Annotated in this window: 17 protein-coding genes; 2 read left to right on the forward strand and 15 right to left on the reverse strand. The window is 33.3% G+C overall.

Going from position 1 to position 23750, the window contains the following annotated elements:
* Window positions 1–6: 6 nt before the first annotated feature.
* The 9 genes from BKP56_RS11560 to BKP56_RS11600 form a co-directional block, all read right to left on the reverse strand.
* Window positions 7–1326 carry a nucleotide sugar dehydrogenase gene (locus tag BKP56_RS11560; protein ID WP_072695219.1) on the reverse strand — a complete coding sequence of 440 codons (1320 nt, stop codon included), beginning with the start codon at window positions 1324–1326 and terminating at the stop codon, window positions 7–9.
* A complete protein-coding gene (locus BKP56_RS11565; RefSeq protein ID WP_072695220.1) occupies window positions 1327–2439 on the reverse strand; it encodes a glycosyltransferase family 4 protein in 1113 nt (370 codons plus the stop codon).
* 2 nt (window positions 2440–2441) lie between these two features.
* Window positions 2442–3284, reverse strand: coding sequence for an NAD-dependent epimerase/dehydratase family protein (locus tag BKP56_RS11570; RefSeq protein WP_072695221.1), 843 nt, complete (start codon window positions 3282–3284; stop codon window positions 2442–2444).
* Window positions 3285–3354: 70 nt separating this feature from the next.
* Entirely contained in the window at window positions 3355–3984 is a 630-nt protein-coding gene (locus tag BKP56_RS11575; protein WP_072695222.1) for a sugar transferase, read from the reverse strand.
* A gap of 60 nt (window positions 3985–4044) precedes the next feature.
* Window positions 4045–5913 (reverse strand): polysaccharide biosynthesis protein, encoded by a 1869-nt coding sequence (locus BKP56_RS11580; protein WP_072695223.1) that lies wholly within the window; start codon window positions 5911–5913, stop codon window positions 4045–4047.
* A gap of 139 nt (window positions 5914–6052) precedes the next feature.
* The gene (locus tag BKP56_RS11585; RefSeq protein WP_072695224.1) at window positions 6053–6751 is read right to left on the reverse strand and encodes a CpsD/CapB family tyrosine-protein kinase; all 699 of its coding nucleotides are present in this window, start codon (window positions 6749–6751) and stop codon (window positions 6053–6055) included.
* A 15-nt stretch (window positions 6752–6766) separates the two neighbouring features.
* On the reverse strand, window positions 6767–7510 hold the full coding sequence (locus tag BKP56_RS11590; protein ID WP_072695225.1) for a YveK family protein: 744 nt from the start codon (window positions 7508–7510) through the stop codon (window positions 6767–6769).
* A gap of 226 nt (window positions 7511–7736) precedes the next feature.
* Window positions 7737–8906, reverse strand: coding sequence for a nucleotide sugar dehydrogenase (locus BKP56_RS11595; RefSeq protein ID WP_072695226.1), 1170 nt, complete (start codon window positions 8904–8906; stop codon window positions 7737–7739).
* Window positions 8907–9005: 99 nt separating this feature from the next.
* Window positions 9006–9977, reverse strand: a complete 972-nt coding sequence (locus tag BKP56_RS11600) for an LCP family glycopolymer transferase (protein ID WP_072695227.1) — start codon at window positions 9975–9977, stop codon at window positions 9006–9008.
* A 486-nt stretch (window positions 9978–10463) separates the two neighbouring features.
* Between BKP56_RS11600 and tnpB the strand changes: the two genes are divergently transcribed.
* The gene (tnpB, locus tag BKP56_RS11610) at window positions 10464–10823 is read left to right on the forward strand and encodes an IS66 family insertion sequence element accessory protein TnpB (protein ID WP_072693819.1); all 360 of its coding nucleotides are present in this window, start codon (window positions 10464–10466) and stop codon (window positions 10821–10823) included.
* 99 nt (window positions 10824–10922) lie between these two features.
* Window positions 10923–12473, forward strand: a complete 1551-nt coding sequence (gene tnpC / locus BKP56_RS11615) for an IS66 family transposase (protein ID WP_083540463.1) — start codon at window positions 10923–10925, stop codon at window positions 12471–12473.
* Between the two features lie 222 nt (window positions 12474–12695).
* Here tnpC and BKP56_RS11620 read toward each other — a convergent pair whose 3' ends face one another.
* The 6 genes from BKP56_RS11620 to BKP56_RS11645 all read right to left on the reverse strand — a co-directional run bounded on the left by BKP56_RS11620 (window position 12696) and on the right by BKP56_RS11645 (window position 23741).
* Window positions 12696–15449, reverse strand: a complete 2754-nt coding sequence (locus BKP56_RS11620; RefSeq protein ID WP_072695228.1) for a GW dipeptide domain-containing protein — start codon at window positions 15447–15449, stop codon at window positions 12696–12698.
* A gap of 16 nt (window positions 15450–15465) precedes the next feature.
* Entirely contained in the window at window positions 15466–18375 is a 2910-nt protein-coding gene (locus BKP56_RS11625) for a GW dipeptide domain-containing protein (protein WP_072695229.1), read from the reverse strand.
* A gap of 224 nt (window positions 18376–18599) precedes the next feature.
* Window positions 18600–19643, reverse strand: a complete 1044-nt coding sequence (locus tag BKP56_RS11630; RefSeq protein WP_072695230.1) for an acyltransferase family protein — start codon at window positions 19641–19643, stop codon at window positions 18600–18602.
* A gap of 560 nt (window positions 19644–20203) precedes the next feature.
* Window positions 20204–21283 carry a polysialyltransferase family glycosyltransferase gene (locus BKP56_RS11635; RefSeq protein ID WP_072695231.1) on the reverse strand — a complete coding sequence of 360 codons (1080 nt, stop codon included), beginning with the start codon at window positions 21281–21283 and terminating at the stop codon, window positions 20204–20206.
* Window positions 21284–22783, reverse strand: coding sequence for an O-antigen ligase family protein (locus tag BKP56_RS11640; protein ID WP_072695232.1), 1500 nt, complete (start codon window positions 22781–22783; stop codon window positions 21284–21286). It abuts the gene before it with no gap.
* Window positions 22773–23741: a beta-1,6-N-acetylglucosaminyltransferase gene (locus tag BKP56_RS11645; protein ID WP_072695233.1), complete on the reverse strand. Its 969-nt coding sequence runs from the start codon at window positions 23739–23741 to the stop codon at window positions 22773–22775. Before BKP56_RS11645 ends, BKP56_RS11640 begins: the two co-directional genes overlap by 11 nt.
* Between the last annotated feature and the right edge of the window lie 9 nt (window positions 23742–23750).

Below are 23750 nucleotides of genomic sequence, written 5' to 3' on the forward strand. Positions count from 1 at the left end.
CTTTCCTTACAGTCTCCAGTATTTATATCCTGCTACTTCGAATTCTTTCCTATCTAAGATTCCTTTGATATCAAGTAACACTTTACTTTCATTAGATTCTTCTTTAAACATCTTATTGAAGTCTTCTTGAGTAAGGTTTAAGAATTGATCATGTCCGACTGCCACAACAATTGCATCCATACCTTTTATATCTTCTACCGAATCAAATACAATGCCATACTCGTGCTTTGCTTCTTCAGCATCAGCTTCTGGATCTGCAATCATAGGAGTCAATCCATATTCTTTTAGTTCATTTACGATGTCAATAACTCTAGTATTTCTAGTATCAGGACAATTTTCTTTGAATGTAAATCCTAAGATAGCCACTTTTGCATCTTTAACAGGCACATCTGCCTTAATAAGATTTTTAATCAAATTCTCAACCACATATTTGCCCATATCATCATTGATTCTTCTTCCTGAAAGAATGATTTGTGAATGGTATCCTAACTGTTCAGCTTTATATGTGAGGTAATAAGGATCTACACCGATACAATGCCCACCAACAAGTCCAGGGAAAAAGTTCAGGAAATTCCACTTAGTGCTCGCTGCTTTAAGAACTGCTTTTGTATCAATTCCCATCTTATTAAAAATGATGGAAAGCTCATTCATAAATGCTATATTGATATCTCTCTGTGAATTCTCAATAACCTTTGCAGCTTCTGCTACTTTAATTGACTCCGCTCTATGTACTCCTGCATCAACTACAAGCTCGTACACTTTTGCGATAATATCAAGAGATTCTTCATCCATACCCGATACAACTTTAACGATCGTCTCAAGTCTATGTACTTTGTCACCAGGATTGATTCTCTCAGGAGAGTATCCTACTTTAAAATCTTCGCCACACTTCATTCCAGACTCTTTTTCAAGGATTGGTATACAGATTTCTTCAGTAACACCTGGATATACAGTGGACTCAAATACAACAATAGACCCTTTTGTAAGATTTCTGCCAACCGTTCTACTTGCTGATTCTACAGGTTTTAAGTCTGGTGTGTGATTAGCATTTACTGGGGTAGGGACTGCAACTATATGGAACTTGGCCTCTTTGAGTTTATTCTCATCTGCAGTGAATTCTACTGTCGTTTCTTTGATGACATCATCTCCAACCTCTTTAGTTGGATCGACTCCTTTTTTGTATAACTCAACTTTCTCTTTACTAATATCGAATCCAATAACATCGACCTTTTTAGCAAAAGCTACTGCAATGGGCATTCCAACATAACCAAGACCTACAAGTGAAATTTTTTCTTCTCTGTTTTTGATTTTTTCGTATATGTTCATTTATTTTCCCTCCATGGTTCTATTGATTTCGTGTAAATATGCATCGACAACTATAGATCTATCAAATTCTCTTTCGACTTTTTTACGCCCCTCTTCTCCCATTGTTAACTTTTCTTGATTGGTTAACTTAATGAATTTGAGTATTGCTTGAGTCAAGCTTTCAATGTTCTTAGCTTCAAAACCAAAACCACTTATCCCTTCATCAAATATTTCCTTACACCCTGGAATGTTTGATGCTAATACAGGCCTACCAGTTGCCGCGGCTTCTAGCAATACATTAGACATTCCCTCATGATATGTTGGATGTATTACAGCATGAGAGCTTTTGAGGTACTCTCTTACAGTATCCTTAACACCATGAAATGTAATAATATTTTTTTCCTGCAATATCTCCACCTTATCTTTATACTCGTCCTCACAGAACCCTAATGCATCGAATTGAACATTTGTATGTTCTTCTTTTATTCGCTTAGCAGCTTCAATAAGTTCTTCAATTCCCTTATCTTTCATGATTCTTCCTATAAATAAGAATCTTACACTATTATTATCTTTAGGGTATTCCTGATATTGAAACTCATCAATATTAATACCTGATCCTGGGATTACTTTGTATCTTTTTAATGTAATTCCATGATTCATGAAAAAATCTTTGTTACTCTCATTCTGAAAAAAAACACATTCTGCCTTTTTAAAAGCCGATTTGTAAAGTGTTACTAATACTCTCTGAAGTATACTATCATTCCCAACTGCAGTTCCTAACCCAGTAACATTTGCAATAAGGGGTATCTTTAACACTCTACATATGCTCCCTCCGTATATGTTAGGTTTGATTGTATATGAAAGAACGACATCAGGCTTTATCCTTCTTATAAGTCTGTAATATGATTTAATTAATTTAAAATCAGTACCTGGATTCATTCCTCTTCTATCGAGAGGAGACTCCGTATAAATACATCCCATCTCTTTTAAAAGTTTCACTTTTTCACCATAAGGTAAAGTAATGTGAACTTCATAACCTTCATCAATTAATTTCTTAATGACTTCTTTCCGAAAGTTATACGTATAAGAATGGTGATTAGTGAGGATAAGTATTTTTTTTTTATTGTTAATCATACCTAAACCTCCGTCATGTTTATTGATTCTCTAAACCCACAAACTCTATATTCACTAACATAATTAGACATACTCATGTCATAAACCAAGTCACCAGTAACCTTATTCACCATACTTACATTCAGTAGCCTTAATAAAGGATTAAATAACTTAGTCATTACAACTCTCTTTCCATGTACCTCAGCAATCAATCTAACCATCTCACTGGTATTCACATACTCAGCATTCTGTGGAAAGAACAACCCACCACTTCTATTATCAATGAGCTGCTTTACGAACTCTGATAAGTTATCTATGTAAATCATGCTTCGCTTATTGTCTAGATTTGGAAAGATCGGCGTCCTAAGAGCTAGTCCTACTAACCTCGGATAATTGCCTCTGCAACCCTTCCCATAGATCATAGGCGGTCTTAGTGTTGATACAGTAAACGAATTGTCTTGAAGCTTATTAATCAACTCTTCTGCTTCAATTTTTGACTTACCATAAGCACTATTAGGTTTAAGAGGAGTATTCTTATCAATGACACCATTCTCGATACCATATACACTCATTGAACTTAGAAAAATAAACTGCTCTACTCCATCTTGTTTTGCTTTCTGAGCAGTTTCATATGCCAAATCCCTATTCACTTTATAGTAAAGGTCCTGGTTGCCAGTTGTTTCTTTGATATGAGCAATCCCAGCCACATGAAACACAACATCATATAGAGAAAAGTCCTTCTCTTTCCATGAGCCATCTTTCATATCAACCGTATCTACTTTATATTTATCAGGTTCTCTCATGAGCCAATTCTCTAAAGATGTACCAATATAACTGTTTTTCCCAGTGATTAAGATTTTTTTCATTTTTTCACCTCAAAGGACTAATTTCAGAATTATCTTAAATTAATAGTAGATTCACAATTGCTACTAGACTTTAATCACAATCATTCGATTTTTGAACTACTTTTGAATTCCCTCCGGTTCCACCTTCAACTACACCGTCACTCTTGAATACACTGAATATGGTTCCAAAGAAACATCTGATATCCATTACTAAACCAATTTTCTTGGCATACTCTGCATCAAATTTTGCTTTTATCTCAATTTCGAGTTCATCTCTACCATTAATTTGCGCCCATCCAGTGAGTCCAACTGGCACATCATTTGCTCCATATTTATCTCTTTCTTCAATCAAATCAAATTGATTCCAAAGGGCCGGACGTGGACCAATGATGCTCATTTCGCCTTTAAAGATATTGATAATTTGTGGTAACTCGTCAAGAGATGTTTTACGCAAAAACTTACCTACTTTGGTAATCCATTGATCTGGATTTTCTAGTAAATGTGTAGGCGTATCCTTTGGGGTATCCATTCTCATTGTTCTAAATTTTAAAATATTAAAATGCCTTTTGTATAGCCCAACTCTTTTTTGTTTAAAAAGAATTGGACCTGGAGAATCGAACTTAATAGCAAAAATAAGTATTAAAAAAACAGGAGATAATATAATAAGCCCTAATGCTGATAATAAAATATCTATCAATCTTTTAATTTTTAAATAAGCCATTTAATAATCCCTCCTGGTAAGATATGTGATATATATATTATAATAACTATATTGATACTTTTAATCTTCGGCAAGGGCTAGTGAAGAACCGCCACTCGAGAATTTATTCATTCTTTCAAAACTACCTTTATTATTCGCAAAAAATATAAGCTTTTCTCTCAGTTCTTCGTCATCCAAGTCTTCTAATTTACCAGCAAAGATAAGAACCTCTTCAAGCGGAGCATTCGTTACTTTACCTACGAAGATTTTTTCAAAAACTTTTTCTTCGGTTAGTTCTTCTTTAGTCAGCAACTCTTCATATAATTTTTCTCCAGGTCTGATGCCTGATTCGACAACTTCTACTTTGCTACTTTTTTCTCCACTTAATTGGATCATCTTGTTAGCTAACTCAACTATTCTAACTGGTTCTCCCATATCAAGGACAAAAATTTCTCCACCTTTTGCTAGGGACCCAGCCTGCAATACTAAACGACTAGCTTCGGGAATGGTCATAAAATAGCGTGTCATTCTAAAGTCAGTGACCGTTATTGGCCCGCCTTTTTTAATTTGATCTTTAAAAACTGGAATAACACTTCCTCTGCTGCCTAGGACATTTCCAAATCTGACTGCTGCAAATTTAGTTTTATTCTTTTCATTGAGTCCTGTCACAATCATTTCAGCAACTCGTTTTGTTGCCCCCATCACATTAGGTGGGTTTACAGCTTTGTCAGTTGAGACCATCACAAAGTTCTCTACATTTGCTGCTTTTGCTGCTTCAGCCATATTTTTCGTACCAAAAATATTATTCTTAACAGCTTCTGATGGATTATATTCCATAAGTGGAACGTGCTTATGGGCTGCTGCATGATAGACGATATTGGGTTTATTCTCTTTCATCACTTTGAAAATACGCTCTCTATCTTGAATATCTGCAATCACAGGAATCAGTTCTATATTCTCTTTTCTCGCAATCTCTTTTAATTCTCTATTTATAAGATAAATCGAATTTTCCCCGTGTCCAAGTAATAAAAGTTTTCTTGGGGAAAATCGCATAACTTGTCTACATATCTCTGAACCAATCGAACCACCAGCACCAGAAACTAAAATAGTTTTTCCAGATACTTGTTTGGAAATCTCTTCCATGTTCAATTTAACTTCTTCTCTGCCTAATAAATCTGAGACTTCGATTTCTTTAAATTTATTAACCTGATAAGTTCCTTTGACAATATCTTCTACTGAAGGCATCTGGTTTACTTTTACATTAGCTTTTGCTGCGTGACTTACGATACGATCTAATTCTTTGGGTTCAAGTGAGGGAATGGCAACTGTAATTTGATCAATACCAAATTTTTTCACAATTTCACTTATTTCGCTTGTATCCCCTAAGATAGGAGTACCATAAATTGTTGTTCCCGCTTTATTCATATCATCATCCACGACACCTACTAAAATAATTTCTGGATTATGCTTAAGATTCTTAATAAAGAGACTACCACCTTCACCAGCTCCTACGATTAATGTTCGGTAAACTTTGTTATCTATATTATTCTCTATCTTCTCAAGTTTAACTCTGTGCTCAATCATAATTCTCCAGACCACTCTGCTGCTGGGAATAATAATCACGGTCAATATGTAAGATAAAAAAAGAAATCTCATACTAATTGAACTCCATAGCATGAGTATTATAGAAGAAATCAAATAGTCGAGGGTAATCACACCACAATGTGTAAAGGTTTCTTTAATACTCGTATACCGATTGATTTTATTAAAAATTTTAAAACTACAAGCTAGTATGCTGTAGCCTATTATCAGAAGGAAAAGTGAATAAACAACATCTGATGTAGCTATTGATACAAACGGATTTAAAAACAGATAAGAAAATCCAATTGTAAGAACGATAACAATCAGATCTATAATAGCCAAAATGACTCGTTTAAATTTACGGTTCATATCAATACACTCCTCTTTTATTTAAACTATTTAAAATAATTAGTAAAAAATTGTAAAACATTCTCTTATTTTGTTTTTCTATGTAAAAATATTGAAAGAATATTATGATCCTATTGCTTCACAATATTCTTTCAATTCATTATTCTCCGTAGTAGTAATAATAATCGTCGGATTTATCTACTTTGTTTAGTACTGCACCCAGTATGTTTGCTTTTACATTTTCTAACAATTCTTTGGATTTGAATACTTGGTCTTTACTTACTTCACCTTTAGGAATAACAAACAATACCCCATCTACTTTAGAAGCCATGACTTGAGCATCTGTCACTGCTAATACAGGCGGCATGTCAAACACAATCATATCAAAGTAATGACCCATCTCTTCAATCACTTCACCCATGCGCTTAGATGACAATAGCTCAGCTGGATTAGGTGGAATAGCGCCACTAGTCAATAAATATAACCCATCTGTATGAGTGCGATAAATTACATCTTCTAATTTTGTCATTCTATTAGTTAGCAGTTTTGTCAATCCATCACTATTTCTGATATTAAACGTTTTATGAACGGTTGGTTTACGTAAATCTGCATCGACTAATAATACTCGCTTATCATCAGAAGCCAAAGTCGCTGACAAGTTAGCAGCTACTGTTGATTTGCCCGATGAAGGTCCTGCAGATGTCACGACGATGGTTTTTAAAGTCTCATCAATCATTGAAAATTGGATATTCGTACGAATCGTTCGGAATTGTTCAGAAACGACTGATGTTGGTCTATTTAGAACAACTAATCCCGGACGGTCATTTAAGTTTGTATCTTTTTTCTTTTTAAACAGCATCTACTTAAACTCCTTTTATACTCTCGAACGGGAAGCTCGAGAATCACTTTTTCTTTGCGGTGCTGAAGGACGATTTTCTGACTTAAGTTCGTCAGCTGACATCATGGAAATCGTTCCCAGATTAGTCCATCCTAGTTCATCAACGATGAACTTCTCATCTTTAACGGACGTGTCTAAAAATTCTAGTAAAAAGGCGATTCCTACACCAATCATTCCACCCAAAACAACTCCAATAGCCACATTAAGTACATTATTAGGAGAAACAGGATCTGTATCCGCCACTGCCTCAGAAATGATTGTTACGTTATCAACATTCATAATAGAATTTAAATTATCTTTGAATACAGTTGATGTTGTATTCGCTATTTCAGCAGCTTCATAAGGGTTATCATCAGTAACTTGTAATGAGAACACTTGAGAATTTTCTGCTGTAGTCACCGTAATTTTCTCTTTAAGTTGTTCAGTTGTTTGATTTAGACTCAATGTATCTATAACTGGGTCTAAAATAATTGGATTTCGAATGATATCTGAATATGTATTGATTAATTGAACATTCGTATCAATATCGGTTCTTTGAATAACTTCCGTTTCTTGTGTGCGGTTAACCAATAATTGACTTGTTGCACTATATTCTGGTGTAGCTATAAAAAAAGTATAAGCTGCTGATAACACCAGCCCTATTAACACCATATTGATGATCAAACCAATTCTTTTTTTTAGTGTACTGAAAAGTTCAACCAAACTTATTTCTTCTTCCATAATTTCCTCCTATAAATTAGCTATAAAGATTAAAAAAAATAACAGTTTACATTGTTATATATTAAACCATACTAATATTCTATTAAAAAAGCAAATAATATAATGACCTTTTTCAAATAATTACTACATTTTTACACTATTTTCCGATAATATCGTCACATATTAAATAAAAAATGTACCCTTCTCCAAAGTACTGAGAAGGATACATTCTCTAATAATCTTCCTTTTAATCTAAATGATATAAGTCTCTTGTATACACTTTTTCTTTCACGTCATAAATGTCATCCGTTAAACGATTCGCAACGATTACATCGACTTCTTGTTTAAATTCTTCCAGATTATTATTCACTTTCGAATTATAAAACAGATCGTCTTCTAGTACAGGTTCGTAAACAACTACTTCAATACCTTTCGCTTTTAATCGTTTCATGATGCCTTGAATAGAGCTTTGTCTAAAATTATCTGAACCAGCTTTCATGACTAAACGGTAGATGCCAACTTTTCTAGGATTTTTGGCTAGAATTTGTTCTGCTACAAAGTCTTTCCTAGTGCGGTTAGCCTCTACGATTGCTCCGATAATCTTGTTGGGAACTTTATCGTAGTTTGCTAATAATTGTTTAGTATCTTTAGGCAAACAGTACCCACCATATCCAAATGATGGATTATTGTAATGATTTCCAATACGCGGATCTAATCCTACACCATCAATGATAGACTTTGTATCAAGATTATGAACTTCAGAATACGTGTCTAATTCATTAAAGTAGGCTACCCGAAGCGCTAAATAAGTATTCGCAAATAATTTAACAGCCTCTGCTTCAGTTGAATTCATTAACAACACTGGAATATCTTCATCTTCTGCTCCTTCAACTAGTAAGTCAGCAAACGTCTGAGCACGTTTTGAATCTTCCCCTAAGATAATTCGACTAGGGTGTAAGTTATCATATAAAGCTTTACCTTCTCGCAAGAATTCAGGCGAGAAGATGATTTTATCCGTGTTATACTTCTCTCTCACTGAAGCAGTATAGCCTACCGGCACAGTAGATTTAATGATAATGACTGCATCAGGTGCATAATTCAATACATCTTCAATGACGGTTTCTACTAGAGAAGTGTCGAAAAAGTTAGATTCGTCATCGTAATTCGTTGGTGTAGCTATAATGACATATTCCGGATTGTTAAAATATGCTTTTTCTTTTTTTGTAGTAGCCGCTAAATCTAAATTTTTTTCTCTTAAATAGTCTTGAATCTCTTTATCTTCAATAGGAGATTTTTTGTTGTTAATCATTTCTACTTTCTCATCAACAACTTCTAATACTTTTACTTCGTTATTCTGAGCAAGTAAAATAGCATTTGATAAACCAACATATCCCATTCCTACAACTGTAATCTTCATTTAATTTCCTTCAATTCTATTTTTATATTCAAATGTAAAATCCCTTAATAATAAATGTAGTAAAAGGTACTACCTATAATAACGATAGTACCTTGATAACTAATTTAACTCAAGTTCTTCTTTCAAAATATTACTGACTCGTTGAACTTCTTCTTCAGGAATAAATTCATAATAGACACCATCTTGTTTTTCGCCTGTCCCTGATAATTGTTCCTGATTTACTGTACCAATTGCAGAACTATATTTAGTAAATGCATCTACCATATCGTCAAATGACATATTTGTCTGCATATTTGCACTTAAACTATCTAATACTCCTCGGTAATTCATTACTGATTCAACTGAAGCCATTTTACGGATAGTTGCTTCTACTACTGCTCGTTGTCTTTCTTGACGGCCATAATCTCCGTTTGGATCCTCGTGTCTCATTCGAGAATATTCTAGAGCAGTATTTCCATCCATATGGACAGTCTGTCCCTCAACAAAACTATAACCACCTTGTTCAAAGGTTAAATTAGGCGTAATATCTACTCCACCTATAGAATCTACAATTTGTTGTAATCCTTCCATATTAACAGAAACAAAATAGTCTACAGGAATATCAAATAAATTTTGAACGGTATTTAAAGCCATAGCCGTTCCGCCGAATGCATAAGCATGATTGATTTTATCCATTGTTCCATTACCGACTATTTCAGTATATGTATCTCTGGGGATACTTACAATAGTCGTTTTTTCAGTATTTGGATTAACAGTCATTAACATCATCGTATCAGAACGACCTTGATCTGTTCTTCCCATATCCCCCGTATCGATTCCCATTAACAATACAGAAAATGGTTCTTCCCCATCATCAACCACAACGGGATTCGTTCTAATTTGTTCGTGTCCTGCTTCCTCGTACATCTCTTCAGTTGATGACTGCACATCACTATATACTTTCCAAGCAACAAAAGCTCCAGCACCAACTATTATTAATAAAACAACTAAAAATGCTATTAAAATTTTTTTCCATAAAGATTTCTTTTTTCTCTTTTTACGTTTTCGTCTAACCCGTGATTCATCTTCCATTTCCTACCTTCTTTCTTAACCAGTAAAATAACATTCTACACTATTTTACCAGTATAAAAACAAAATACAATGGACGACTTATGAAGAATTTATTAATTTTTCCTTTTATCTAGAATAAATAATTGGCAATTATCTTTAAATTTAAAATTTATTATATTCTTCCATGTTCCTAACCGTGTATGCTTTACTCTGGAATGTATTTATCTTTCAAAAGTAAGCGATGAATAGCTAGGTACCTGTGAGTCCTAGCGGCCTCCTGTTAAACTTGAGATATCTTAAGTACACAGGAGGTTTTTAATTTGGAAAAGAATAAACAGTCTATCATACCGATAACCCTACATGACGATAAAACTGATCGCCGACACATTTCGAAGTTCCATTCACAGAAAATGGTGGCACATTTAAAAAATAGTCAGACAGAGCTACTTATTTACGAGGGGATCAAACCCTCGACATTGAGAGTTCTCCTCGCGGAGATGTCATTCAATGAAACTCGTTGATTTTACTCAAGTAGAGAATATTTTTATCGTGTGTGGAAAGACGGATATGCGCCGTCAAATTGATGGATTAGCTGCGACGATCACAGAAGAATATGATATGGATGTTTATCATGAGGCCCTCTTTCTCTTCTGTGGTGGAAAGAAGGATCGGTTCAAAGCTCTTTACTGGGAAGGCGACGGCTTCCTTCTCTTATACAAGCGTTTAGAGAATGGGAAATTGAATTGGCCGCGTAACCAGAACGAGATTCAAAAGTTAAGTGCGCAACAGCTGCGTTGGCTGCTTGAAGGATTATCTGTTAATCAAAAAGTCTCCATAAAACCTGCGGTTAAAGGAAGTATAGCCTAAGAAATGAGAGAGAAATTGATGAAAAAATCAATGGCTCTCTCGTTTTCTTTTTCTGACTAGTGTAAAATTTAAGTACTATTTATGTGAGGAGAAGCAGACATGTCTATCAAGAGCGAAAAACAGTTTGAAGTGATTATTGAAAAGTTAGATCAGCTGTTAGAAGAAAACAAACAACTGAAGACCATTATCGCTCAAAAAGATGATGAGCTTTCCTTACAGAAAGAACAAATCGAATTCTTAACTCAGAAATTGTACGGCCCAAAGAAGGAAACGTTGAAAGATGATCCCAATCAAGGCAATCTCTTCAATGAGCGCCTTTTTAGCGAACCAGAGCAGACTGGTGACCAAAGCGACGAAGAAGAAGTTATAGTCACAACCGTTAGCCGTCGCAAAAAACGTAAAGGTTTAAAAGACAAGCAGTTGTCTTCTCTTCCTACTGTTGATCACATTCATGAAATCGAATCTTGCACGTGTCCAACATGTAAGGAAGCAATGAAAGAAATCAGTACACAACTCATCCGTCAGGAAGTGAAATTTATCCCGGCAAGAGTTGAAAACCACAGACATTTCCAAAAAACATATGCCTGCGCGAACTGCGAAAAAAGCGGGACACGGACGCCGTTTGCAAAATCTGAAATCCCAAGACTTCCTTTAAATAATACAGCCGCCTCTGCGTCGCTGATAGCAGAAACGATGTATCAGAAGTTCGAGCAAAAAGTCCCAGCCTACCGACAAGAGGCTTATTGGAATCTACTTGGCTATCCGATTCCTCGGCATACCATTGCGAATTGGCACATTAAAACGTCCCAGTATTATTTCGAAGCACTGGTGGCTGTAATGCGACAAGAACTGTTGAACCAGAAGGTTCTACACGCCGACGAAACGACATTCAAAGTACTGAATGACAAAGACCGACAAAAGTCCTATATGTGGTTATTCAGTACCGGCAAATACAGCGAACGTGCCATACATATCTACAAGCTTGGTCCATCACGCAGTGGCTCTGTCCCTAGAGATTTCTTAGAGGAGTACACTGGCTATCTACATAGTGATGGATTCTCCGGGTACAACAATCTTCCAGGGATGACGATGATTGCCTGTCTGGCGCATATCAGACGGAAGTTCTATGACGCCCGTCCAAAGAACTATTCCAGTAAGAGTGTCGCTCATAAGGGAGTCACGCTGTGTAACGAGTTATTTGCGTTGGATAAGTCCCTCAAGGACTTATCTGTTAGCGAACGGTATGATCAGCGCTTAGAACTAGTGAAGCCAAAGCTTGAGGCGTTTTTTGACTGGTGTGAATCCCTAACTGCGCATGGCAAACTTGGCACAGCGATCAACTATGCGCTGAATCAGAAAGAGCGAATGATGAACGTTCTGAAGGACGGCCGTCTCGTGCTATCCAACAATCTAGCCGAACGTGGCATCAAGTCACTCGTTATGGGCAGAAAGAACTGGCTGTTTTCAAAATCTTTTGAGGGTGCTCATGCCGTTGCGACTATTTTGAGTCTCGTCGAGACGGCCAAATCCAACGGATTACATCCACGAAAATATCTGGACTACCTCTTAACTTATCTTCCAAATCGACAAAATACACCTTTGGAGGCTTATTTGCCATGGAATCCAAAGGTGCAGATGGAATGTCGCTAGACATTCAGTATATTATACTCTTCGGACATTTCTTATTATAGAGGTGTCCGATTTTTATTTGTAGGTACTCAGCTATTCATCGCTTACTTTCAAAATAATAATTAATATAACATTTATTATATATGAAGACAGGTTTTATTCCGAATACTATCTCATTCTATTTTTTTGTCGCTTCTGAAATGCAGTAAAAAAGTCGCAGCTAAAGCTACGACTTTTTACATATTACCTCAAAAAGTACTGGTCAATACCATCAGCTATTGCCCTCGTTGCAGTTTCTTGGTATTGTCTGGTTTTTATTCTTGATAGTTCACTAGTATTACTCATAAATCCTAATTCATATAAAACAGCTGTCATTTCTGTATTTCGTAATACATTCAAGTTTTGTGCCCTAACTCCTCTATCATACATATTTGTGTATGATATTATTTTTTTATGAGTTGAATCAGCTAGTCTCAAACTTGAATTAATTCTTGGGTCATTTGTATTAAAATCATTTCTATTCTGTGTGTATGTTGAATTTTGAATGAATGTTTCTATACCTTTTGCAGTACCATTCACTCCCATTGAATTATAGTGAATACTTACAAAAATTGCTCCGTTTCCTGTATTTGCCATTCTAGATCTAGTAGTTAAATCAGTACTTAAATTACTAGAAAATTGAGTATCGCTATTTCGAGTCATAATAACGTTGTATCCTCTATTCTTTAACGTATCGCTCAAGATTTTAGCAGTAGAAAGAGTTAATGTCTTTTCATAAATCCCTCCACCAGATGTTCCTGGGAAGGATCCTCCGTGACCTGGATCAATATAAACAACAGGGTTACCTATCGCTTTTCTATCTACCCAACCTAGATCATTTCCGTCTAAACTAATATAGGCATAACCTTTAGTAATTCGGAGAACTTTTACTGTTTTACCTGAAATTAAACTTGTGTGAGATAGTTTTTGATAGCCTTTTGTTCCCCAAGGTAAGGTATCTATAGAATAGTTTCCTTTTATAACAGCATTGTAGTAAACATTCTGTTGACCAACAACATTTTGTGGTTGCGGAGAATTTGCTAGCGCCTTTTTATCAACCCAACCATACTTAGCTCCGTTAATCTCTAATAGAGCATATCCTTTATAATGGTGTGTTACTTTCACTGCTGTTCCTAAAATATTGCTTGTTGAACTCATTTTTTTAAAACCATTCATCCCCCAGGGTAAGGTGTCGATAGAATACCCTGCTCCTGATATGGTAGTTGAATAATCTACGGGTATACTCCCAGATACATTTTCAGCTTTTCCTAAAGCTCTATGATCTACCCAGCCTAGTTCTTTTCCATTTTCTACAACTAACAAGTAGGCTCCTCCGCTTGTTTCTGATACTACTTTTACATTCTTTGCAACATAGTTATCAGTTTGACTAACCTTTTTTGAACCCGGTGTTCCCCAAGGTAGTGTATCAATACTATATCCAGAAGTAGTAATAACTGAAGGATAAGAACTTGCATTAATACTCAAAGCTCGCTTGTCAATCCAACCTATTTGATTGCCATTAGAAGTAATAAGAACGTAAGCTCCATTGTTACTTACTGCAACTATTTCAACTCTTTTATTTAGATAATCACCAGTTGAACCAATTGTTTTATATCCTTTTTCTCCCCAAGGCAATGAGTCAATACTATAATTGGACTTTACAATCGACAAGGTTATTCTGTCGGTCGTTTTATTCAATGCTTTATTATCAATCCAACCTAGATATTTATCATTAGATCTAACTAATGAATAAGCTCCATTAGAGCTTCTAAGCATAACTTCAACCTCTTGATACAGATTGTTTTTTGCTGTTGTTAATTGCTTATATCCTGATTGTCCCCAAGGCGCGGAATCTATGGAGTGTGTCTGTGATGTAATTATTTTCTTTTCAATAAGACTAGGAGTGCCTAATGCACGTTTATCAATCCAACCAATTCCAACACCATTATCTACAATATAAACATAAGCTTTGCTCTTACTCTCTCCTACTATAGTAATTTCATTAAATATTTGATCAATCGCATTACTAATTTTATAATAACCATCTGATCCCCAAGGCGCAGAATCTATAGAATAACCTGAAAAGACAACAGTTCTTTTATAAGGTTTAACAGCTATCATATTAAAAGCCCTCTTATCAATCCAACCTAATTCTTTCCCATCAAGTGCTATATTAGCATAGGCACCGTTTGTTGTTTCCCTTAGTACAGTAACTCTTTTGTTGATATAAGAAGCACTGTCTCCAACTTTCTTATATCCCTCATGTCCCCATGGAACAGTATCAATAGAAAAACCTTTTTCTTTAATTTCTACTTGATATTGGATCTCCTGACTACTAACATTAGAAGACAAAACTCTTACTTGGTCATCTGTTAATTCATCATTTAGTGATCCCTCTGCTGGTTTTTCTTCTATACTCATTATAGAATTACTTTGTTCATTTTTTTCTCCTGAGTTTTCAGTATTTTGATTATCTTTTTTTTCAATATCTACAGGTTGATTCTCCTCCGTAGTAGTTTCATTACCTGATCCCTCAACCACTTTTTCATCTAAGAGAATTTCTTCCTCGGTTACCCACATAATTTGCTTTTCATCTAGTTTAACAAAGTAAATAAGTTCGCCATTTATCTGAATTTTTTTTATAATATCAAATTTAGTCTTTTGCAACAATTCCAAAGAATTCTCAATTACTTTATTAGAATCAATGTTGTATACATTTCGATACGTTTCTGACGACTCGAAAGTTCCTGTTAAACTAACTTCTTCAGCTGATTCCAAAAATTCATAATAATCATTAACAGTATCTTTAGCAGTTATTTCTTCTCCGACATTTTGCCCTTCATTGGTATCAGGATTTTGAAAATCAGTATCCGCACTAGCGATTATTGGATGAACACTATTTACCGCTAAAAGGCTTGCTACACTTATTACAGTAATACTCTTATTTATCTGCTTCATTATTTACTCCTTCTTTTCAATTCACGTTTAAAGCTCTCAAATCAATCCAACCTAATTCTTGATTATCTAAAATAATATGCGCATATGCAAGATTATTACTTTTCTGTATTATCTTTACTTTTTTCCCAGAAAAACTACTGCTGTCATGAAGCTTACTATACCCTTTTTCCCCCCATGGTAAAGAATCAATAGAAAAACCACTTTTAATTACAGCATATTGATTCGGAGCAACAGGAATTCTTCCAAATGCTCTTTTGTCTATCCAACCAATTGGAGTTCCTTCTATAGAAATATATGCATAAGCTCCGTTTTCTGTTTCTCTTAATACGTTTACTTCTTTACCTACCAATATTGAACTAGAACTAACATTTTCAAACCCAATATAACCCCATGGTTTAGAGTCTATCGAAAAGTTTGTTTCTCTAATCGTTTCTTTATAGTTAATTATATTTGTTTGGAAAGTTTCAATTGCACGTTTATCAATCCAACCTAATGATTTACCATTAAGCAAAGCTAAGCTATAAGCACCATTTTTTGTTTCTGCAATAATTGTTACTTTCTGATTTATATAATTATTTGAATTTCCGATATTTGTAAATCCTTTTTCTCCCCAAGGAAGACTATCGAAAGAATAACCTGAAGTACTAATGAACGTTTGATAATTAACCGATTTTCTACCGAAGGCCCTTTTGTCAATCCAACCTAGTTCTTTTCCATTGTAAGATACAAAAGCATAACTACCATTCGTAGTTTCCCTTATAATATCTACAACCTTTCCAATATAATTATTTGCTGAATCTTTTTGTTCGTACCCATTATACCCCCAAGGCCTACTATCTATTGAATAACCTGCATGTGAAATAGTATCTGAATAATAAATAGAATTCGTTTCAAATGATTCAATAGCTCTTTTATCCACCCAGCCTATTAAATCGCTGCCGTTGCTTAAGAGCAGATAGTTACCCCCTTTTGCTTCTCTAGATACTGTAAACTCCTTACCAAGGTAATCGTCTGACTTACCTATGTTTGCAAATCCACTTGTTCCCCAGGGTAAAGAATCAATAGAATGTCCAGCATAATTCACTTTAGCTTTATAGGATACTTTTACTGAATTAAAAGAGGATATTGCTTTTTTGTCTATCCATCCTTTCACTACTCCATTTTGAGATAATCTTACGTAAGCTCCATTGGTCGTTTCTTCAGTAACTTGAAAAATAGAACTAGCGTTAAAATCACTAGCTGAATACAATTTCTTATATCCCTTCGTCCCCCAGGGAAGACTGTCTATAGAATAATTTGTGTTAGTAATAACTACTTCATAGTCAACAGCTTTTGAAAGCACTAATTCAAAGGCTCGTTTATCTACCCAACCTATCTCTTTTCCGTTCACTTGAATCAATGCATAAGTTCTAGATTTATTTTCTCTAATGACTTGTACTTTTTTATTGTAATAGTCTGTTGAAGATGCAACTCTTTCACTTCCAGCACTTCCCCAAGGCAAACTATCTATTGAAAATGAACGTTGTAAAATTTCTGTTTCATAATTTACATCCACTGTGTCCAAGTCATATTGAAGTAAATTATATGTCTCAATAATTCCATTTAACTTTTGATTATAATTTGGGTCTGTTGCATATCTACCAGTTAACCACTTTGTAGCATCTTTATAACTGGATGTTTTTCTAACCCATGTGCCACTATAATAATTAGGATCCCAATTAGTTCCATTTCTTAATCTGCTAGCATTATCATTTAATGAATTAGAAAAATTTGGGTAAAATTTAAAATCAGCATCAACATAAGTATTTACTCCATTAATAAATTCCCAAGTTTTTTTTACTATAGAGTATCCATTGTAAGAACCTTTCATCCCAAATAAATTATTTCCATTAACAGCCAGTGTACTAGTACCAAAATTACTTTCTAAAGAGGCTTGAGCGATCATAACAGAAGCATATAATTGCTCCTTACCCTTTTCATGTGCAATATTTTTAGCACGCCCTGACATATACTGAATAAATTCACTTTTTTTGAGAAAAGTCATTTTTTCTTCATCAATTTTCTGATAAATATTTATTCCATTTATTGATAGTACATTCCCAGCTGTAATCGTATTAGAAGATAGATTATTCCAACTTTGTAAATTTTGTACTGATATCCCAAATTTATTAGCAACATTCCATAAAGTATCTCCACTGCTAACAATATAATATCTCGTGGCATTTTGGATAACACTGGATGTCCTAACATGAGGTTCTATTTCATTACTGATAATAGCCTTCTCATCAGTGGAAGGGTCACTGATCGTGATTTCATTATCATTATCTTTTGTATCGTTTGATTCATCTTTGAGTTCTTTACTTACTACATCTTCTTCTATAGGTTCACTAACACTATTTTGCTCATCTATAGAAGGGGTTTCTTCAGAACCATTCACAACCTTATTTGATTCATCTATTGCAATACCAATTTTAAAAACTAAATGGTCAATAATCATGGATGTTTCCGAAACAAAATAAAAAGAATAACTTTTATTGTCAACAGAATGTTCGAATGCGTATTTTTGAGGTTCATTTTTATTTATTGGATATTCCACAATATTACCCAATGAATCAGAGATAAATATTATTCCAGACTCTTTTGATTTAACCTCAAAAGACCAGTTTTTTCCGTCTAAACCTCCATTCACTTCAAATACATTCTCAATAGAACTTGAAGGTAAATTTTCAATTTGACCCTTTGTTACATCACTGTTTAATATGTAAGCTTCTAATCTTTCAAGAATTTCATTATTTTCAGATTCCATTACCTGAACATTCGAAGTTTGAGCTTCAACTTTTGAAGATGTAATTAATAAAGTTGCAGGAAATAGAAGTATAGCCGTGCACGTAATAATATTCTTCTTTTGAAAGTAATTTTTCTTCAATAAATAAACGCTCCTTTGTGCTTTTTAATATAATTTTAAAAACTTTCCTAACAATTTTCATTTTACCTTAAAAATTACAATTTACAACCTACTGATTGTGACAATTTGAATAACTTTTTACTATAACTTGTCTTTTCAAGACAAAATAAATACATAAACTTTTCAAATCTTCTTTCGAAAAGTTTTGAGAAGTTTATGTATCATATTCTTGGAAACCACACTACTTATACTATTGCTTTACGAGTAAGAGATAATAAGCTACTGATCATGGTGAATAACTTTGATTTATTAAAAATATTACCGAAATAATTAAAAGCTAAATTAAAAATGTTTGAAATAATATAAGCTATAATCCAACATACACCAAATACTAGAATGCCGAAAACTATTATTCTAATAACAAAAAATGATTCAGGTCCACTCAATACTTTTTGAACAACACCTATATCTCCCCAAAGTAATGGTCGGATAAAAAAATGTTCATGGACTAAATATATTCCTAAAGTATATTTAGATACTCTATTGATCAATTTAGATTGGAAACTAATTTTCTTAAAAAACATAAATAGACAAAAAGCTGAAAAAATTATTACTGGTGAATTATATCTAAATAGTTTATCGATACTACTAGGTGATAAATATGAAATGATTGTATTTACCATAGTCATAGAAAAAAAACCTGATAAATAGATATACTTATTAAAATCTCTAATGACAAATCCATACTTCCCAAGAAAAGCTGCTAAAAAATAAAGGAATATGAAATGAAACACACTATAACCATCGTTAACCCCAATAGCATCCACAACGTGCATAAATTGCCATATCGCCTCTATAAAAAATAATATCGCAAGCAACTGTAAGTGTTGTTTTTTTGATAAATATCTAATGACAATATTCAAATAAGGTGACAGTGTAAACATAACTATGTAAACAGTTATAAACCAATATTTTCCATAGAAAATACTGAAAATAGATAATAATAAATATCTATTTGAGAACTTTACTTCTCCTATTATTAACAAGAATAAAAATATAGTCATTGTAAATGCAAAAGTTTCTAGTACTAATCTGAAAACTTTCGACATAATCGGTTTGTTTTTGTTGTATAAAAAATAACCACTAATGAGAACGTATAAATTCACTGCTATTACGGTAATGCTCTCAATTAGATAAAATAAAAACTGATTAATTCTACTCAAATCCGTAATTTGAATAGAACTTTGTATCCCGTGCACACATAAGTGCCATATAACTATCATGATCATAGCTATGATACGTAGGAATTCAAAGTTTGAATCTCTTTTGATAAGTGACTCATTTTTCAACTTATACTTTTATAAGTAAATTCATAATTAATAAAATAAACTATATTCTAAATAAAAATTGATTTCACAATACCTTGAAAACAGTCGCTTGTTTGACATAACTTTTAGTCACTGCACTAGCATAATCACGTCTAGTAAGCGCTGGATAGTTTACCGTGCTACTTTCTGTCCTAACTTCACTATCAGGTTTAAACAAAGATAGTGGAGTAATAGTAAAAATAATTGGTAAGACAACCAACATTTTCTCATATAAAAAATTCAATGATCAAATAAGTTTTAAATCGCTTAGGAAAAGTGATTAAAGTAGTGAAGCAAAATGTTTCGATTCGTACAACGCAATGATGGAAAATTTTAATGGTTCATGAAACACGAACTGTAAGACAGAGAACTTTTGGTGGCTTAAGCCCAGTAAAATACCGAACTCAAACCATCCAATCGGCTATATAATATTAACCTCAAAATTCAAGGATTTAGCTTCATTATAATTCCTTTATTCTCTATTATAATGCGTCAATTATTACCTCTAACTCTTCTTGACTTGCAGGTATATGAATATTATCTGAAACATTTTTTTTGAATTCTTCCGCTAAATCGATTGTATTCTCAAGCCATATTTGGTTTTCTGAGTTAAAACCTTTTTTAAGATAATATTCTTTAATAATTTTAGCTAAATAAATGATACTAGTAGATTTCCCAAACATTAAGGATGGTGTGAAACTAGCTGTTGATGCCATACTAATTACTCGAGTTTTTTCAACATTTTCAGTCAGACAGTAGATTTCCCAAGGGACATTCGTGTCTAAAAAATGTGCATTCCCATATTTTTTGGCATCAGAACGTGGATGTAATTTGACTACAAGTTCTTCATTCTGTTTAATTGCGTTTTTGACAAGCTGGAATATTTCTACTTCATCTATTTGACTACCATCTTGTTGGAATGGCTGATCAAGAAATATATATTTCACAGGTAGCTTAGTAGGTTTACCTTTTCCCGCTATATTAAATATCTTTTCAATGAACTTGTATGCTTCATTCTCTTCATTCAATTTCGGGAGAGTTTTATATACTTTGTTATCTCTCTGTTGAACTAAACTAGGCTCATACAGGTATAATTCATCGATTTCATATCTATACATACTATTTTTATTAAACTTCGAAATCAATTTATTATTTCTTGAATCTCTGTCTAGAATCTTAGATCCAACGTATGCCCCAATACCATCTTCGATATAATTTAAGATCAAGTTATTATTAGACTTTTTTGATAAAGAATACAGTACTTTAGCAAAGTAATTATCCCCTTCTATAAACATCCTATCATAAATAATTGTCTTTAATTTAAATGGATTTGTACCGACCAATAGGGGAACAATCTTAAATTTTGAATTTTTAATAGTTTGATGTTCAACTAAGAAAACTTTATTGAATAATTGGGTCTCTTTAATCTTAATATATAGTTCTTTAGCATTTTCAAATTCATCATATATATATATATCATTTTTTTCATTTGCGTAATAATTCAAAACTGTATTTAATATATTCATAATATGCAGTGGTGTCCATGCGATGAAAGCATTCATTTATTCAACCTTCTTTTCCTTCAAACTGCCTCTGATAAAATTTAAGTATCCCAGATATGTCCAGAAAATCAAACTTATTACATCACGGTTATTCATGATGAGATGATTTTCTACGGCATCATTAACAAAAAGAGAAAGTAAAAATACTAGTATAATGACATAAATTTGAGAATCAGGTGATTTAATATTGAAATTATCAGATAGTAAATAAATAATATTGTCTTTTAGTATCAGTAAAACGAAAGTAGTTAATAGCAAAAATCCAATAATGCCTGATTTAGCTAATACTGCAACATACGTATTGTGCATATTACCGCTAGCTCTTTTTAACTCTGCAATATCTATATCACTTAATTCACTTTCATCAATTTGAGTAGTGGTCTCAATGCCTCTATAAATATCTGTATCTGCAACTCCGAATAAAGGTTTTTGTTTTAATAACTGTAGTCCAGCCATCCATATCGTAACTCTACCAGAGGATAGTTCTGAACCTTCTTCTTCTGGCCGCAATTCTATTCTAGAAAAAGATGGAATTTCGCGATCTTCTTTATCAGACTCTAAATCACTGTTTTCATTATTCTCATCTCTTCCACCAAATTGATCGGCGACTTCATATTGAACGACGTCTACTATAGAAGGAATATAACTCAGCCCTTCTTCAACCGTATTGTTTACTGAAAAGAAAACGAGTAATGCCACGCCTGTTCCTAATCCCCACGTCTTTACTGAAGACCATAATTTCTTATCTTTACTAATACGAAGAACAGTTGCAATAATAATTAACATGATTCCAAAACCAAATATAGTAATCTGCGTTCCTCTAGACTTAGATAATATAAAAAACAGATACTGTATTACTCCGTTAAATATATATAAGTTTTGAAAATTTTTCCAATCACCCCTCTTTAAATGATTGTTTACTAACATTAGAATAACCGATACATATCCGAACATCGAACCAATATTTGGACTAGTGTACAGACCGAATAGACGACTCCCAATAAATCCTTGTCTTAAAGTGAAAGTACCTAATCCTGCAGGTACTCGATAGGATATATTAAATATAAACATCACAATAGCTACGGTACCCAATACCATAGTCATGTAAATTAAAATATCATTCAATATTTGTATATGCTTATTAATATTTCTAGATTTTTTCTTAGGATCAAAAACATAAAAAATGAAAACCGAAATTAATAGATACCCCCAATTTATTATTGTGTCAGGGAACTGATGAGGATAGTTAGTTACTACAGATAATAAGTAAGATACACTCAATAAGAACAAGACAATCCAATAAGGCTGTTTAAACATCTTTCTCTCAGTCAATAAATCATATGCTAAAAGAAGGAGTCCCCATACAAACGAAATCTTCATTGGAATATTTTCAATATTAAGTCCACTAGGTATAAAATAAATAATAAAGATAATTAAATTGATATAACGATAATAATTAGGATTGAATACGTAGTCGCTTAAGACTTTTTTAAAGTTCATTAGTCACATTCCTTTTTCTTAAGATATCTAAATCTATTTTGTTTAAAAGAGGAGTTGAAAATTCAGTAGAAACTTTTCTAACAAAAAGCTTGTCACTATCCTTTAATATTTTATAATCCTCTTCCGTAAACCATTTTGTCATAGAGGAGTCTAAGTAGTGAATGTTGGCCAGCTTTGCAGTCTGTTTAGAAGTATCTTTTCCTCTTTTTTCCATATATATTGGTTTATCAGGCCCCCCAACTTGATTTTTAGAAGCGTAAGCAGAATTAAAAAACAGGGTATGGAAAAATTTTTCATCTGGAGCAAAAATAATTTCAAACACTTTGTAATCTTTCCTATTCTCATCATACATTCTCACTAAATCAAACAAGCAATCTCCAGTTAAAGCCCACCATTGTGATCCTTGATAAATATCAAATTTACTATGTCTTATTTTTTTCGATAACTTAAAATTTCTTAAAACTTTATTCGTCAAAGCGCGAAAGGCTTTAAAGGCAAAAGTATTTGTTTTACTTATAAATGGATAATCGTGTTTTTGCCAGTAGTCAATGTGACTCTCAAATAATTCTTTATTTGTAAGTTTGTCTAGATTGATTCCTCTTATAAATTGAATAGAATCATAATTTTCAAAAAAATCTCGAATGAAATCATTGGGTTTTATAGGATAGTCAGAACCAGAAAGAAGAATATACCTAGAATACTCATAAGATCGGCTTAAGGCTTCTCTCGCTAGTGCAAGCTCAGCCTTGATAATAGAAAATCCTCCCCAGTAGATCTTATACCTATCTGATATAAAAATGACATTATCATATTCTTGAAATAACTCAGTAAACAAGATCTCATCGTTTTTTTTATCAATATGAACAAAAAAATCAGCATGTTCATTTAAGGCATCAATCATTCTTTTAAGATTCGTTGGATCATTATGTGCAAGTATCAAATAAGCTAACTTTTTCATTTTAACCCT

The sequence above is a fragment of the Marinilactibacillus sp. 15R genome, from assembly GCF_001895285.1.
Classification (GTDB): Bacteria; Bacillota; Bacilli; order Lactobacillales; family Carnobacteriaceae_A; genus Marinilactibacillus; species Marinilactibacillus piezotolerans.

Bases quoted from the DNA above. Each gene is read 5' to 3' on its own strand.
- BKP56_RS11560 (WP_072695219.1), bottom strand. From the start codon at position 1,326: ATGAACATATACGAAAAAATCAAAAACAGAGAAGAAAAAATTTCACTT.
- BKP56_RS11565 (WP_072695220.1), bottom strand. From the start codon at position 2,439: ATGATTAACAATAAAAAAAAAATACTTATCCTCACTAATCACCATTCT.
- BKP56_RS11570 (WP_072695221.1), bottom strand. From the start codon at position 3,284: ATGAAAAAAATCTTAATCACTGGGAAAAACAGTTATATTGGTACATCT.
- BKP56_RS11575 (WP_072695222.1), bottom strand. From the start codon at position 3,984: ATGGCTTATTTAAAAATTAAAAGATTGATAGATATTTTATTATCAGCA.
- BKP56_RS11580 (WP_072695223.1), bottom strand. From the start codon at position 5,913: ATGAACCGTAAATTTAAACGAGTCATTTTGGCTATTATAGATCTGATT.
- BKP56_RS11585 (WP_072695224.1), bottom strand. From the start codon at position 6,751: ATGCTGTTTAAAAAGAAAAAAGATACAAACTTAAATGACCGTCCGGGA.
- BKP56_RS11590 (WP_072695225.1), bottom strand. From the start codon at position 7,510: ATGGAAGAAGAAATAAGTTTGGTTGAACTTTTCAGTACACTAAAAAAA.
- BKP56_RS11595 (WP_072695226.1), bottom strand. From the start codon at position 8,906: ATGAAGATTACAGTTGTAGGAATGGGATATGTTGGTTTATCAAATGCT.
- BKP56_RS11600 (WP_072695227.1), bottom strand. From the start codon at position 9,977: ATGGAAGATGAATCACGGGTTAGACGAAAACGTAAAAAGAGAAAAAAG.
- tnpB (WP_072693819.1), top strand. From the start codon at position 10,464: ATGAAACTCGTTGATTTTACTCAAGTAGAGAATATTTTTATCGTGTGT.
- tnpC (WP_083540463.1), top strand. From the start codon at position 10,923: ATGTCTATCAAGAGCGAAAAACAGTTTGAAGTGATTATTGAAAAGTTA.
- BKP56_RS11620 (WP_072695228.1), bottom strand. From the start codon at position 15,449: ATGAAGCAGATAAATAAGAGTATTACTGTAATAAGTGTAGCAAGCCTT.
- BKP56_RS11630 (WP_072695230.1), bottom strand. From the start codon at position 19,643: ATGATCATGATAGTTATATGGCACTTATGTGTGCACGGGATACAAAGT.
- BKP56_RS11635 (WP_072695231.1), bottom strand. From the start codon at position 21,283: ATGAATGCTTTCATCGCATGGACACCACTGCATATTATGAATATATTA.
- BKP56_RS11640 (WP_072695232.1), bottom strand. From the start codon at position 22,783: ATGAACTTTAAAAAAGTCTTAAGCGACTACGTATTCAATCCTAATTAT.
- BKP56_RS11645 (WP_072695233.1), bottom strand. From the start codon at position 23,741: ATGAAAAAGTTAGCTTATTTGATACTTGCACATAATGATCCAACGAAT.